General features: G+C 70.1%; 15 protein-coding genes and 1 pseudogene. 9 read left to right on the plus strand and 7 right to left on the minus strand.

The genetic code is table 11. The features are described 5' to 3' along the window. The first annotated feature begins 1 nt into the window (after nt 1). A complete protein-coding gene (locus JEQ17_RS24010; protein ID WP_200397142.1) occupies nt 2-367 on the plus strand; it encodes a cupin domain-containing protein in 366 nt (121 codons plus the stop codon). 39 nt (nt 368-406) lie between these two features. Here JEQ17_RS24010 and JEQ17_RS24015 read toward each other — a convergent pair whose 3' ends face one another. Next, a complete protein-coding gene (locus tag JEQ17_RS24015) occupies nt 407-883 on the minus strand; it encodes a hypothetical protein (RefSeq protein WP_200397143.1) in 477 nt (158 codons plus the stop codon). A gap of 421 nt (nt 884-1,304) precedes the next feature. Here JEQ17_RS24015 and JEQ17_RS24020 point away from each other — a divergent pair, with 421 nt between their 5' ends. Next, complete coding sequence (locus JEQ17_RS24020; protein WP_200397144.1) at nt 1,305-1,970, plus strand: hypothetical protein; 666 nt, start codon at nt 1,305-1,307, stop codon at nt 1,968-1,970. Between the two features lie 57 nt (nt 1,971-2,027). On the opposite strand, the gene JEQ17_RS24025 is transcribed toward JEQ17_RS24020, so the two are convergent. The 3 genes from JEQ17_RS24025 to JEQ17_RS24035 are packed head-to-tail and all read right to left on the minus strand — an operon-like array spanning nt 2,028 to nt 4,865. Next, entirely contained in the window at nt 2,028-2,597 is a 570-nt protein-coding gene (locus JEQ17_RS24025; protein WP_200397145.1) for a hypothetical protein, read from the minus strand. Beyond that, nucleotides 2,594-4,120 carry a sensor histidine kinase gene (locus JEQ17_RS24030; RefSeq protein ID WP_200397146.1) on the minus strand — a complete coding sequence of 509 codons (1,527 nt, stop codon included), beginning with the start codon at nt 4,118-4,120 and terminating at the stop codon, nt 2,594-2,596. The genes JEQ17_RS24025 and JEQ17_RS24030 overlap by 4 nt, the downstream gene beginning before the upstream one ends. Before the next feature lie 46 nt (nt 4,121-4,166). Next, nucleotides 4,167-4,865: a response regulator transcription factor gene (locus tag JEQ17_RS24035; RefSeq protein WP_200397147.1), complete on the minus strand. Its 699-nt coding sequence runs from the start codon at nt 4,863-4,865 to the stop codon at nt 4,167-4,169. A 372-nt stretch (nt 4,866-5,237) separates the two neighbouring features. On the opposite strand from JEQ17_RS24035, the gene JEQ17_RS24040 reads away from it, so the two are divergent. Further along, nucleotides 5,238-6,035, plus strand: coding sequence for a DUF3152 domain-containing protein (locus JEQ17_RS24040; RefSeq protein WP_234048333.1), 798 nt, complete (start codon nt 5,238-5,240; stop codon nt 6,033-6,035). A 122-nt stretch (nt 6,036-6,157) separates the two neighbouring features. Further along, nucleotides 6,158-7,501 (plus strand): pectate lyase family protein, encoded by a 1,344-nt coding sequence (locus JEQ17_RS24045; protein ID WP_200397148.1) that lies wholly within the window; start codon nt 6,158-6,160, stop codon nt 7,499-7,501. Nucleotides 7,502-7,556: 55 nt separating this feature from the next. On the opposite strand, the gene JEQ17_RS24050 is transcribed toward JEQ17_RS24045, so the two are convergent. Beyond that, the gene (locus JEQ17_RS24050; RefSeq protein ID WP_200397149.1) at nt 7,557-7,742 is read right to left on the minus strand and encodes a DUF397 domain-containing protein; all 186 of its coding nucleotides are present in this window, start codon (nt 7,740-7,742) and stop codon (nt 7,557-7,559) included. A 158-nt stretch (nt 7,743-7,900) separates the two neighbouring features. Here JEQ17_RS24050 and JEQ17_RS24055 point away from each other — a divergent pair, with 158 nt between their 5' ends. Continuing rightward, nucleotides 7,901-9,058 (plus strand): RNA-guided endonuclease InsQ/TnpB family protein, encoded by a 1,158-nt coding sequence (locus JEQ17_RS24055; protein ID WP_234048334.1) that lies wholly within the window; start codon nt 7,901-7,903, stop codon nt 9,056-9,058. A gap of 122 nt (nt 9,059-9,180) precedes the next feature. After that, nucleotides 9,181-9,498 (plus strand): annotated as a pseudogene (locus tag JEQ17_RS24060) (hypothetical protein); the annotation flags it as partial. Between the two features lie 40 nt (nt 9,499-9,538). Here JEQ17_RS24060 and map read toward each other — a convergent pair. Beyond that, nucleotides 9,539-10,306, minus strand: a complete 768-nt coding sequence (gene map, locus JEQ17_RS24065; RefSeq protein ID WP_200397150.1) for a type I methionyl aminopeptidase — start codon at nt 10,304-10,306, stop codon at nt 9,539-9,541. Between the two features lie 72 nt (nt 10,307-10,378). On the opposite strand from map, the gene JEQ17_RS24070 reads away from it, so the two are divergent. Next, nucleotides 10,379-10,654, plus strand: a complete 276-nt coding sequence (locus JEQ17_RS24070; protein ID WP_200397151.1) for a helix-turn-helix domain-containing protein — start codon at nt 10,379-10,381, stop codon at nt 10,652-10,654. A 19-nt stretch (nt 10,655-10,673) separates the two neighbouring features. Here the strand turns inward: JEQ17_RS24070 and JEQ17_RS24075 are convergent, their stop codons facing one another. Further along, a complete protein-coding gene (locus JEQ17_RS24075) occupies nt 10,674-11,696 on the minus strand; it encodes a helix-turn-helix domain-containing protein (protein ID WP_200397152.1) in 1,023 nt (340 codons plus the stop codon). A 71-nt stretch (nt 11,697-11,767) separates the two neighbouring features. Between JEQ17_RS24075 and JEQ17_RS24080 the strand changes: the two genes are divergently transcribed. Continuing rightward, on the plus strand, nt 11,768-12,820 hold the full coding sequence (locus JEQ17_RS24080) for a saccharopine dehydrogenase family protein (RefSeq protein WP_200397153.1): 1,053 nt from the start codon (nt 11,768-11,770) through the stop codon (nt 12,818-12,820). A 143-nt stretch (nt 12,821-12,963) separates the two neighbouring features. Then, on the plus strand, nt 12,964-13,695 hold the full coding sequence (locus tag JEQ17_RS24085) for a class E sortase (protein WP_200397154.1): 732 nt from the start codon (nt 12,964-12,966) through the stop codon (nt 13,693-13,695). The last annotated feature ends 2 nt before the right edge of the window (nt 13,696-13,697 follow it).

Genomic DNA, 13,697 nt, shown 5'->3' on the forward strand with positions numbered 1-13,697 from the left:
CATGACGGCAACCACGCGGAACGACACTCCCGTCGCGATCGAAGGCAACGGTGTGGAACTGCGCATGCAGGAAGTGGGCGGCGGCATGAGCGTCGCCTTCGCGACCCTCCCCGAGGGGACGGACATGGCGCCGGCGGTGAAGGGCCTGCCCGACGACCAGTGCCAGTGCCCCCACTGGGGATACCTCCTCAAGGGGCGGCTCAGGATGCGGACCAAGGCCGGGAGCGAGGTCTACGAGGCGGGGCAGGCCTTCTACTGGGCGCCCGGCCACGTACCGGAGGCCCTTGAGGACTGCGAGTACGTCGACTTCTCGCCGACGAAGGAGTTCAACGAGGTCATCGACCATGTGAAGGCGCAGATGAGCTAGGGACCGGGTCAGGTCCGGGGCCACGGCCTGTCAGGCGGATCAGGTCTCGTACAGGCCGTCCCAAGGTGGGCCGAAGCCCAGCCGGTCCGGGTAGAGCTCCGCCCAGGGCTCCCCTTCGTCCTCGCCGGTGAGCATGCCGAACAGCACGCCGTCGACGGTGAGCCGGAAGGGACGGATCGCGATGTCCGTGTAGCGGCGCCGGGGGAGGCTTCTGAGGAGTTTGGCCAGGTGGGCCTGGGCCCGGGCGAGGACCGAGTCCTGGCCGTGCGGGGCGCGCTGCTGCTCGGCCCACGTGCCGGCACACCAGATGTCCGAGTCCCGGTAACGGCCCTCGGCGTCGAAGGTGTGGAGCACCGCGTAGAGACGTTTGTGCTCTTCCCAGCCGTCGTCGGGCCGGTACCCCTCGGGGAACGCGTACGTGATCGACCCCAGGAACTGCCCCTCCGCGTAGTGACCGATGGCCTCGGTGCGGTGGCGCGGCTCGTAGGCGATCGGGATGACCTCGGGGACTGCCATGGCGAAACCATACGGATGAATCGTGGACATGCCACAGGCGGGGCCACCGTAACAGTCCTCGGACTCCGGGCGGATGCAAGGTGTGTTCGAGACGTTCGCCTTGTTCGACTCGTTTCCGACGGTTGCCCCTCGCAATCGCGCCGAGGCAGATCGGCGGCTTCACGGCAACACAACTGCCGGCGACTCGACCCGGGAGACCGTCGGTACGCGACCCCGTCCGCCTTGATGTGGCTTGCCGAGCACCCGGTTTCCGATTCGCTTTCGCGCAGGAACCCATTGGAGTTTCGCGTGTCGGCTGATGTGTTGATCGTACGGAGAAGTCCTTCAGTCGTTGCGTCTGCGACCCGATGTTTGCAGGGGAAGCTCGAACTCGCTTCCGGTGCTCTCGCACACCTGTACATTCGGATCAAAGGAGCAGTGTATGAGTCCTGTACTCAGGGCCAAGTCCTCTCTGAGCCCGCTTGCCACCCGTGGCGCGTGGCTGACCGGCGGCGCTGTCGCCTCCCTCGCCCTCGTGTTCGCCGGCGTCGCGACTCCCGCGTCGGCCTCGGTCACCCCGGGTGCCGGCAGCGTCGTGGCGGAGCCGTCGAACGACGACGACTGCAAGAAGGAGAACGGGCACCACGAGAAGTACCAGCCGGAGGGGAAGGCTCAGACCCCCGGCGGACCGCTTCACGAAAAGTGCGAGGACCGGGACCGCGACAAGCAGGAGTGCTCTGACATCGACTCGGTCGCCGCGGGTGACGACGAGGAGTACAGCGCCGTACTGACCGACGGGAAGGCGTTCGTCGGGCAGCGGCGGTACCTCTCCTCGACGCCGCCGGGCGACTACGAGTGGGAGGAGCTCAGCGACAATCGGAACTACCCCAAGAACGCTTGCGCCATCTCCATCTCGGCCGATGGGGAAGAGGCCTGGGTCAAGGTGCTGACGACGAACGGCCGAGTCTACGAGACGCACGGTGACACGGACGGCAGCGACTTCGTCTGGGACGAGCGGTGGAAGAAGCTGGAAACACCGGGCGAGGACGACGACGACCTGACGACCCGTGAGAAGGGTGACCTGGCGCCGGTTCAGCCGAATTCCTGACACCTGCCTGGTTCGCCGCGCGCGCAGGACTGCAGCCGGGCGCGCGCGGCACCCCGGTCACTCCGCGGTCGCGGACCCGGGGCACGTCTCGGTGGAGCCCTCGGACTGTCCGACGCCGGGGATCGTCACGGTCACCTTCGTCGACGTCGATGTCGATGTCGACGTGTCGTTCCCGCCCCCGCTCCCAGAACCCGCGGACGCGACAAGGTGGGCATCGGCGATCGTGCACGTCAGTTGGGCGAGGGCCGTTCTGGTCAGGGGTCCGGTGCCGCGGGGCAGTTCGACCGATACCCGCGCCCCGTCCGCCCGGACGGTCGGTGGGGACGTCAGCGGCGGAAGTTCCGTGGTCAGGCCCTTGAGGCCGAGGAGGTCGTCCGGCCCCCGGAACAGCAGTACCACCGCCGTTCCGATGTCGAGGGTGCCGGGGACCTGGCTGCGGACGCCGAGCAGGGTGTCCTGCCTGACGAAGTAGAGGACGTATGCCGGCCGTATGCCGGTGGCCGCCTCTCCCGCCTCCACCACACCGGTCGAGGGAATCCCGCAGGAGGAGAGCAGCAACGCGGCGGCCGTGAGCGAAAGCCCGGACCGCACCGCCCGCTGCCCGCGCCTCGTGAGCAGCCGCCTCATATCCCTCGTACCTCTTCGTCTTTCTCTTTCACTTCTTCTTTCTCTTCTTCCTCTCTTTCCTCTTTCTCCTCCTGGACCAGGGGGATCTCGACCGTGAACACGGCCCCGCCGCCCTCCGCCCGGTTCGCCGCCCGGACCGTACCGCCGTGCAGCCGGACGTTCTCCGCCGTGATCGAGAGTCCGAGGCCGCTGCCCTCCGACCGGGTCCTGGCGGTGTCCGACTTGTAGAAGCGGTCGAAGACGTGCGGCAGGACGTCCGGGGGAATGCCGGGCCCGCTGTCCGTCACCTCGATGACGGCCCACGCCGTGCCGTCGGTCGGGTCCGGCATCTCCCGTGCGCACAGGCGCAGTTGTACGGGGCGTGCGCCGTGCCGCAGTGCGTTGCCGACGAGGTTCGCGACGGCCACGTCGAGGCGGCGCGGGTCGACCCGGCCGCGCAGTTCGCCGGGTCCGGGGAGCCGGGTGTCCACCGTGTCCTGCCAGCCGCGGGCGGCGAGGGTGCGTCGCAGGGACTCCGCGAGGTCGAGGTCGTCCAGTTGCAGGCCGGCCGCGCCCGCGTCGAAGCGGGAGATCTCCATCAGGTCGCCCACGAGCCGGGCCAGTTTCACGGTCTCCCCGCTGATGAGCCGTACGGCCATCGCGGTGTCCGGGTCGAGCCGGGCCGCGTCCTCGTCCAGGACGTCGGTGACGGCCGACATCGCTGCCAGCGGGGTGCGCAGCTCGTGCGAGACGTCCGCGACGAAACGGCGGGCGCGGGCCTCCATGCGGCGCAGTTCGGCCACGGACTCCTCCAGCGCGGCGGCGGTCTCGTTGAACGTGTGGGACAGGTCGGCGAGTTCGTCGGATCCGTTGACGGCGAGCCGGGTGTCCAGGTGGCCCTCGGCGATGCTCCGGGTGGCGCGGCGCAGTTCGCGTACCGGTCGCAGCACTCCGCGGGCGGCCAGCAGGGCGAGCAGGACGGCGAGGCCGAGGGCGGGCACGACGGCGCGTCCGATGGCGGTGACCAGGGCGTCGACGTACCCCTGTTCGCCGGTCTGCGGCACCGTCAGGAAGACCGCGATCCCGGACGCGGGGCGTTCGGCGGTTTCGCCGAAGGTGACCGGGAGGCCGACGACGAGCGAGGAGCGGCCGTCCGTCCGTACCCGCTGGAAGACGGCGGCCCGCCGGGAGTCCACGGCCGACCGCATGTCGGGTGTCAGCTCGGTGAAGGTGTCCTGTGGTCTGGAGGTGGCCCGCAGGCCGCGGTAGGTGGCCAACACCCGCCAGTTCTGCGCCGGTTCGGCGGCGGCCACCTCCCGGGCGACCAACTCCAGGTCGCTCTGGGTCGGTGGGTAGGTGATGCCGGGTGCCAGGCCGTCGACGTGTGCCCGCAGCCGTTTGATGACGGTGTCCTGGCTCTGCTGGAGCACGGCGATGCGGGCCTCCCGGAAGGTGAGGGCGCCGGTGGTGAGGGTGGCGACGGCGGTGACGAGCACGAAGGCGATGAGCAGCCGGCCACGCAGACCGCGCAGCGGTCGCTTCACCGGGTCACCTGTCCGGCCCCGGCCCACCCGCGCATCCAGGTGTGGCTCACCGGGACTGGAACCGGTAGCCGAAGCCGCGCACCGTCTGGATGTAGCGCGGCCTGCCAGCGGGTTCGCCCATCTTGGTGCGCAGCCGTTTGACGCACGCGTCCACCAGCCGGGAGTCGCCGTGGTAGCTGTGCTCCCAGACCGCCTCCAGCAGCTGCTGCCGGGAGAAGACCTGGCCGGGCGAGGCGGAGAGGGTCAGCAGGAGCCGCAGTTCGGACGGGGCGAGGGCGACGGGTGCGCCCCGCCTGGCGATGGCCAACCCGGCCCGGTCGATGGTCAGTTCGCCGTCGTCGCCGTGGCTCTCGATCTTCGGTATGCCGTCGGGGTTGGGCGCGCCGCCGACCCGGCGCAGGACCGCGCGGATGCGGGCTTCGAGTACGCGTGCCTGCACCGGCTTGACGACGTAGTCGTCCGCCCCGGCCTCCAGCCCGACCACGATGTCCGTGTCGTCGCCCCGGGCGGTCGCCATGATGATCGGCACCTGGTCCTCGGTACGGATCCGGCGGCACACCTCGAGACCGCTGAGGCCGGGCAGCATCAGGTCGAGCACGACGACGTCCGGCCGGAAGGACCGCAGCAGAGCCAGTCCGTCCTCGCCGGTCCCGGCGGTGGTGACGTCGTGTCCCTGGCGGCGCAGTGCGAGCCGGACGCCCTCCCGTACGGCGCGGTCGTCTTCGATCAGCAGGACACGTGGCATGTGCTCAGTATCCGTACGGCTCAGGAGAGTTGAGGGAGCCACCGGCGTCGGCGGGGGAACTGTTACGGGACGATCACATAGGCCGGACGAGTGATCGACCGTTATCTTTTCGTTATTCGCTGAGCGATATCCCATCACATGCCGTACTCACTCTTGATGACCATGAACACGACTGCCCGTCGCACGAAGCCGTCCTCGACCAGGGGGCCCTCCGCCTCCCGACCGTCCCGGCGTCGTCGCAGAGGCTCCGCACAATCCGGGGGCCCAGGGGGTTCCGGCGGGCGGTCCGGCGGGCGCGGCCGGAAGAGCAAGGGTCCGTTATTCGGCGGCCTGGCGGCGCTGGTCGCGTTGGTGATCGCCGCCGCTGTGGCCGTGAACTGGACGACGTCCTCGTCCTCCGACGCCGCCGACGGATCCGCCTCCTCGTCGCCGTCCGCTCCGACGCCGGACCTGACACCGGAGGCGAGCGGCGGGACGGAGTCGGCCGAGGCGAGCGGGAAGCCCGCCGAGGAGGACGCCGGGAAGACCGGTGGGGAGGCCGACACCGAGCCGTCCGGAAAGGGCAGCCCCTCCGCGTCCTCGTCCTCCTCCGCGCCCGACATCCCGGCCTCGGGCCCCGGGACGTTCGCCACCGCAGGCGGGGGGAGCGGGACCGTCGGGAAGGGCAGCCGGGTCCTGAGCTACAAGGTCGTCGTCGAGAACGGCCTCACGCAGTCGCCCGCCGATGTCGCCGAGCAGGTGGAGGGCATACTCGCCGACCCGCGCGGCTGGACGGCCGACGGCCGCTCGGGTTTCCGGCGCGTCTCCAGCGGTACGGCCGACTTCGTCGTACGGCTCGCCACGCCGGGAACGGTGGACGCGATCTGTGGCAAGTACGGCCTGAACACGCGCGGTGAGGTCAACTGCAATGTCGGCAAGGACGTCGTGGTCAACCTCAAGCGGTGGCTGCTGGCGACCCCGGTCTACGCCGCCGACGTGGACGCCTATCGCGCGCTGATCATCAACCACGAGGTCGGCCACTTCCTCGGCCACGGCCATGTGACGTGCCCCGGAGCGGGAAAGCCGGCCCCGGCGATGATGCAGCAGATCAAGGGGATGCTCGGCTGCAAGCCCAACGTCTGGCCGTACGACGCGAAGGGACGGTTCGTCACGGGGCCGGCGGTGTCCTGAGGGGTGTCCTGAAAGAAGAGAGCAACCTTTCCGATCTCCGCGACCACAGATGAGTCGGAACCCCGTTCACAGGGGCTCCACACAACGCACGAGCCCCACAAGAACCACGTAAGGACTCATCCGTGGCATCCCCCTCCCACCGCAGGTCCCTCCGCAAGCGGCGCACCGCTCTTCTCTCCGTCGCCGCCGTGGCGGCCGCGGGTCTCGGCGCCGTCCCCTTCGTGATGAACGCGAACGCGGGTGCCGTCGACCTGGCGCACCAGGCCCTGCCCGCCAAGGACGGCTGGGCGGCGTCCGGTTCGGGCACGACCGGCGGTTCGAAGGCCGACTCCGCGCACACCTTCACCGTCAGCACCCGGGCCCAGCTGGTGAAGGCGCTCGGCTCGGCGACCGATTCCACCCCGAAGATCATCAAGATCAAGGGCACGATCGACGCCAACACGGACGACGCGGGCAAGAAGCTGACCTGCGCCGACTACGCCTCAGGCACGGGCTATTCACTCTCGGCGTATCTGAAGGCGTTCGACCCGGCCACGTACGGGAAGAAGGCGCCCTCGGGCACGCAGGAGAAGGCACGCGCGGCCGCCCAGACCAAGCAGAAGAAGAACATCGTCTTCCGGGTCCCGGCCAACACCACCGTCGTGGGCGTCCCGGGCACCAAGGCCGGGATCACCGGCGGGAGTCTGCAGGTGCAGGATGTCGACAACGTCATCATCCGCAACCTCTCCCTCACCGCAACCGAGGACTGCTTCCCGCAGTGGGATCCGACGGACGGTTCCGCCGGCGAGTGGAACTCCAACTACGACTCGGTGACGCTGCGCGGCGCGACCCATGTGTGGGCGGACCACAACACGTTCAGCGACGCACCGTTCTTCGACAAGTCGGAGCAGACCCACTTCGGCCGCAAGTACCAGGTCCACGACGGCGCCCTCGACATCACCAACGGCTCGGACCTGGTGACCGTCGAGCGCAACCAGTTCACCAACCACGACAAGACGATGCTGATCGGCAGCAGCGACACCGACAGCGTCGGCAAGCTGCGCGTCTCCATCCACCACAACGTGTGGAAGGGCATCACCCAGCGCGCCCCGCTGGCCCGCATCGGCCAGATCCACCTCTACAACAACGTCTACGACACGACGACCCTCAACGGGTACGCCCCCAAGTACAGCCTCGACTCCCGTGCCAAGGCCCAGGTGGTGGCGGAGCACAACTCCTGGACCCTGCCGTCCGGTGCGAAGGTCGCCAAGCTCCTGAGCGGCGACGGCACGGGCTCGGTCGCCGGCACCGGCAACCTCGTCAACGGCAAGTCCACGGACCTGGTCGCCGCGTACAACTCGGCGAACTCGAAGAAGCTGAAGACCACGGTCAACTGGAAGCCGACCCTGACGTCAGGCCTCCAGACCTCGGCGACCACCCTGCCGACGGAACTGCTGAAGACGACGGGAGCGGGGGTTCTTTCCTGACCCTGCCCCGCTGAAGGCGTGCGAGTGGCCCGGGACTTGGCGTCCCGGGCCACTTTCATACGCGGCCGAGGCGTACGCAGCGGAGGAGGTGGGAGAAGGACGTGGGAGTGGTGACGAGCTGTATGGAGGGCTCGTCGCTCTCGCGGAGGTGGATGGTGCCGGGGATCGAGGCGAGTTCGACGCAGTTGTTGCCATCGCCGCCGGAGAACGACGACTTCTGCCAGTTCTGGGGCGTGGTCATGGTGTCAATCCCCTGGTTGCGTAGAGACGTTGGTTATGCGGCCCGGTCTTCCTGGTCGGTCCGGGAGATGCGAACAACCGCCCTATGGGTCACTGGAAGTGGTGATCTGTCGAGGGTGTGCGTTCGTGTGTGTGGTGGTCGTACTACGGTCCGATGTCATGAAGCTGGTGGTGCAGGTGAAGCTGTTGCCGTCGCCGGAGCAGGCGGCGGCGCTGTTGGCGACCCTGCGTGCCTGCAACCGGGCCGCCGACCACGTCTCGCAGGTTGCGTTCGCGTCGGGTGTGAAGGATCGGAACGGCCTGCAGAAGCTGGTCTACGCGGATATCAAGGCCGCGTTCGGGCTGTCGGCGCAGCCCGCGGTGCGGGTGGTGAAGAAGGTCGTCGACGCTTACGGCGCACTCGCGACCGGCCTGAAAGCCGGGCGGCTGGGCGGTCCGGGGTCCAAGCGTTACCGCAGCGCCGTCGGCGCGCCGGTCGGTTTCCGGCCGGAGGCCGCGCAGCCGTTCGACGACCGGTGCTTGTCCTGGCAGACGGACGCGCGCACGGTGTCGATCTGGACGGTGGACGGGCGGATGCGGGGCATTCGCTACACCGGCTCGCCGGACCAGCTCAAGACCTTGGCCGAGTACCGCAGGGGCGAGAGTGACCTGGTCCGGCGGGGCGGGAAGTGGTTTCTGATCGCGACGTGCGACCTGCCCGATCCGGAGGTGTACGAGCCGGTCGACTGGATCGGTGTGGACCGGGGCATCGTCAACCTCGCCACCACCAGCGACGGCAGCAATTACCAGGGCCGCCGTCTGAACCGTTACCGGCGCTGGCAGGCCCGCAAACGTGCCGAACTCCAGGCCAGGCGCACCCGTTCGGCAACCCGCCGTCTGGGTGCTCGTGCGAAGAAGGAGCAGCGTCATGCCACGGATGTGAACCATCGGATCAGCAAGGAGATCGTGTCCGTCGCGCAACGCACCGGTCGCGGGATCGCCGTCGAGCAGCTCGACGGCATCCGCGAGCGGGTACGGCTTCGCCGCGACCAGCGGGCCACGCTCTCCTCCTGGCCGTTCCACCAGCTCGGACAGCATCTCGCCTACAAGGCCCGCCGGGCCGGGGTGCCGTTCCTGGAAGTGGATCCGGCCTACACCTCGCAGCGCTGCCCGCGCTGCGGGCACACCGAGCGGGCCAACCGGTCCACACGGGACCATTTTTCCTGTCGTCGGTGCGGCCTCGCTGGGCCCGCCGATGTCGTCGCCGGGGTCAACGTGCGCAACCGCGCACGCTCGGCGTGGGTGTTCGTCACCACACCCGTCCCCACACCGGCCTGAACAGGCCGGACCGTGGGGAGATGCGACCCGTGACCGTCCCGTCGTAGGGGGCAGTCGGGAGTGCGACAAGGTGTGAACGACTGAGTGCACAAGCTCGGCCGTTCACGGCCGAGAAGGTGACCGAGTCATGCCTGGTCGACCCCCAGGCGCAGCAGATCTGGACGGACCTGATGACGGCGATCAACTACTTCTTCCGGCACGAGGTCGCCGAGAAGGTGCGGGAGGAAGGCCGTGAAGAGGGCCGGGAGGAGGGCCGGGAAGAAGGCCGGCTCGAGGACCGTGCCGGGATGACCCTGAACATTCTTGAGTGGCGGGGCATCGAGGTTCCCGACTCGGTACGTGATCGTGTGCGCGCCTGCACCGACCTGGAGCAGCTGGAACTCTGGGCGCAGCGAGCGGTGCATGCGACCGAGGCGGGGCAGCTCTTCGAGGAGGGCTGACGCCGCCGTCGGCCTTGGTGGTCGGGGCTCGCGGTCCTTGTCAGGGCAGGGTGAGGATGCGAGGGCCGGACTCGGTGATGGCGATGGTGTGTTCGATGTGGGCGGCCTGGCTGCCGTCGATCGTGCGCAGGGTCCAGCCGTCGGGGTCGGTGCGGTAGTCGTTGTGGCCTCCGGCCATGAGCATGGGCTCGATGGCGAGGGCCAGTCCGTGGCGCAGGGGGAAGCCGCGGCCCGGGCGTCCGTGGTTGGGGACGTGGGGGTCCTCGTGCATCTGGCGGCCGATGCCGTGGCCGCCGAAGTCGGACGGCATACCGCAGGCGGCCTTGCGGGCGACCGTGCTGATGGCATGGGAGATGTCGCCGATGCGATGGCCGACGGTGGCGGCGGCGATGCCGGCGTCGAGGGCCTGCTGGGTGGCGGCGATGAGTTCGACGTCGGCGGGGCGAGGGGTGCCGACGGTGAAGCTGATCGCGGCGTCGCCGGTCCAGCCGTCGAGTTCCGCCCCGCAGTCGACGCTGACCAGGTCCCCGTCGCGCAGACGGTAGTCGCCGGGGATGCCGTGCGAGACGGCGTCGTTCACGGAGGCGCAGATCACGGCGGGGAAGGGGACCGGGGCGAAGGAGGGCTGGTAGCCCAGGAACGGAGAGCTTGCCCCGGCCTCGGTGAGCACGGCACGGGCGGCTTCGTCGAGCTCGCGCAGGCGAACTCCCACAGCCGCCGCCGCGCGGGCTGCCGCGAGCGCGTGGGCCACGACGCGACCCGCTTCCCGCATCGCTTCCAGCGCCTTGTCCGTCTTGATCTCCACCATGTGTCGTGACTCCCTGCCGTGCGACGCCATGCGACGCTGCCCAATACTTATACCGGTATTAGTATCACGGTCATGGTGAGAGTTCCTTTGAGTCCGCAGGAGCGGCGACGCGGGGAGCGCTTCGGGATCCTGCTCCGCCGGGCCCGCGGCGACCGCAGCATGGCCGACGTGGCAGCCGCCGCCGGAGTGTCCGCCGAGACACTCCGCAAGATCGAGACCGGCCGGGCCCCGACCCCGGCCTTCTTCACCGTGGCCGCCCTGGCCCACGCGCTGCACCTGTCCCTGGACGACCTGGTCACCGCCTGTGCGGAAGGCGACGAGAGCGGCGAGCAGGCCATGTCCGCCTGACCGTTGCGCGCCCTACCGCTCAGCCTTCCGGCCGCGGGGTCCCCGCGCGGAACGTGCGGCGGTACGTGTCCGGAGGGACGCCGATCGTGCGGTTGAAGTGGCGGCGCAGAGTGGTGGCGGTGCCCATTCCGGTGGCCGTGGCGATGGTGTCGATGCTGTTGTCGGTGGTTTCCAGGAGTTCCTGGGCGCGGCGGATGCGTTGGGTGAGGAGCCACTGGAGTGGGGTGGTGCCGGTCGCCGCCCGGAAGTGGCGGCCCAGGTTGCGGGAGCTCATACGCGCCTGGCGGGCCAGGTCCTCCACGGTCAGCGGTTGGCCGAGTCGGTCGACGGCCCAGGGGAGCAGGTCGGAGAGCGGATGGTCGTCCCGCGCGGGCACCGGCGCGGCGACGAACTGGGCCTGGCCGCCCGCCCGGTGCGGCGGCACGACCAGACGGCGGGCGACGGCGTTGGCGACCGACGAACCGCGGTCGAGGCGCACGAGGTGCAGGCACAGGTCCAGCGCGGCGGCCTTGCCCGCGGAGGTGAGCACGCTGCCGTTGTCCACGTAGAGCACGTCCGGGTCGACCTCCACCTCGGGGTGGCGGGCGGCCAGGACGTCGGTGTGCGCCCAGTGCGTGGTCGCGCGCCGTCCGTCCAGCAGGCCCGCCGCGGCCAGTACGAACGCGCCCGTACAGAGGGAGGCCACCCGCGCGCCCGCCTCATGGGCGGCCCGTACCGCGTCGACCAGATCGGCGGGCGGCTCCTCGTCCACGTCCGCCCAGGCGGGGACGATCACGGTGTCGGCGCCGCGGAGCCGGTCGAGCCCGTGGTCGGGCTCCAGCCGGAACCGTCCGACCTGTACGGCCTCCGACCCGCAGACGGCCACGTCGTACCAGGGACCGGCCACACCGACCGGAGCGGCGTCGAACACCTCGTACGCCACGGACAGCTCGAAGTGCAGCATCCCGTCGGTGACGGCCAGCGCGACGGTGCGCGCGCCCGTGCGCCCGCCTGCGGTCGTGCCCGTGGTCGTGCCTGTGCCCGTTCTTATGTCCCCGCTCATGTCCGTAATTGTATGGGGCATGGCGTTCCGGACACTCACGGTGGGGCGTACGCCCTCGACAGGATGTCCGTATGAGATTCGAAGCGGGGTCGGGGCAGACGGTGGCCGTGTTCGGCGCGTACGGGCACACCGGGCGGTTCGTGGTGGCGCAGCTGCTGGAGCGCGGGTTCGTGCCCGTGCTCTCCGGCCGTGACGCCGGGCGGCTCAGGGAGCTGGCGGCGGTGGCCGGTCCGGGGCTCGACGTCCGGCCGGCGTCGGTCGACGACGCGGCCTCGCTCGACCGCGCCCTGGCCGGCACGGCGGCGGTGATCAACTGCGCCGGGCCCTTCGCCACGACCGCCGCGCCCGTGATCGAGGCGGCCCTGCGCGCCGGGATCCCGTACGTGGACGTCGCGGCCGAGATCGAGGCCAACGCCGACACGTTCGCGCACTTCACGGACCGCGCCCGTGCCGCCGGAGCGGTGATCGTCCCCGCGATGGCCTTCTACGGCGGCCTCGGCGACCTGCTCGTCACCGCGGCGATGGGCGACTGGACGAAGGCCGACGAGGCGCACATCGCGTACGGCCTGAACAGCTGGCACCCCACACCCGGGACCCGCGAGGCGGGCAGGATCTCCGGGGAGCGGCGCAACGGGCGACGCGTCCGCTACAGGAACGGGCGGCTGGATTACCACAGCGACGCCCTGCCCACCCTGAAGTGGTCGTTCCCCGAGCCGATGGGCACCCGGGCGGTCATCGGAGAGTTCACGATGGCCGACGTCGTCACGATCCCCAGCCATCTGGCCATCCCCGAGGTACGCACCTATATGACGGTCGAGGCGGCCGGGGACCTGGCCGCCCCGGACACCCCGGCACCGTCCGCGGTCGACGAGCGCGGCCGCTCCGACCAGACCTTCCTCGTCGACGTCGTCGTCCGCTCGGGCGACAGCGAACGGCACGCCGTGGCGCGAGGCCAGGACATCTACGCGGTCACCGCGCCCCTCGCCGTGGAAGCGGTCCACCGCATCCTCACCGGCCGGACCCGCACGGTCGGCGTCGCCTCCGCGGGCGAGATCTTCGACGCCTCCGACCTCCTGCGCGCACTGGCGCCACACATCTCCGTCGAAGTCGAACTGGGTCAGTAGCGAGGCAGAGCGTTCTGCCGGCGCGTCGCGCGGGAACGCCTGGGCCGGTCCGGCCGTTCTTGTCCTTGAGTGGGGCGGCCGCCATGCGTGGTGGTACGACGCGTGGTGGTACGACCCGAACCCGGCTATCGATCACGAGTGCCATGTCCCGTTCCCGAGCACTTTCCGGCGCGCTCACGAGCGCGGTTGTCGCGCTGCTCCTGGGGTGTTCCAGCGAGACGGTTCCGACGGGCACTTCCGCCAAGCCTCCACGGGACACCACCCCCGCGACCGCCCAGGTACCGACGGCTCCCGCCAGCCCGGCCCCCGCCGGCCCGTCCTCCGGGAGTCCGTCTGCCGCTGGCCCGGCACCTCAGAAGAGCGATGCCCGGACCCGGACCGCCCGGCTCGCCATTCCGGCGATCGGGCTCAAGGACCTGCGCGTGGTTCCGTACGAGGGAACGACCGACGACTGGCCGGGCACCCGGATCCAGAACGGTGGTGTCGGAGCCAGCCCGTACGGGAGCCGTGGCGGGGTCGGGCCCGGTGAGGTCGGCAACTACCTCGTGACGGCCCACCGTCTCTCCGCCGGCGGCCCGCTGCGCGACCTCCCGTCCCTCGACAAGGGCGACTCGGTCGTCGTCACGTCCGGCGGCACGGTGTACGAGTACGAGATCACCGGCACCAGGGAGACCTCGTTCCGCTCGGAGCGCTCGCTCGCCGAACAGCGGGCGGCGGTCCCGGGCTTCCCGGGCAGGAACCCCACCCGGGCCATGATCACCATCTCCACGTGCGCCACACCCGAGGACAACGCGGCCGGGAACTTCTGGCGCGACGACCGGGGCAATCCCGAACACCGCATCGACAAGATCGGCGTACTGACGTCAACGACGTAGAG

Source organism: Streptomyces liliifuscus, from assembly GCF_016598615.1.
GTDB lineage: Bacteria > Actinomycetota > Actinomycetes > Streptomycetales > Streptomycetaceae > Streptomyces > Streptomyces liliifuscus.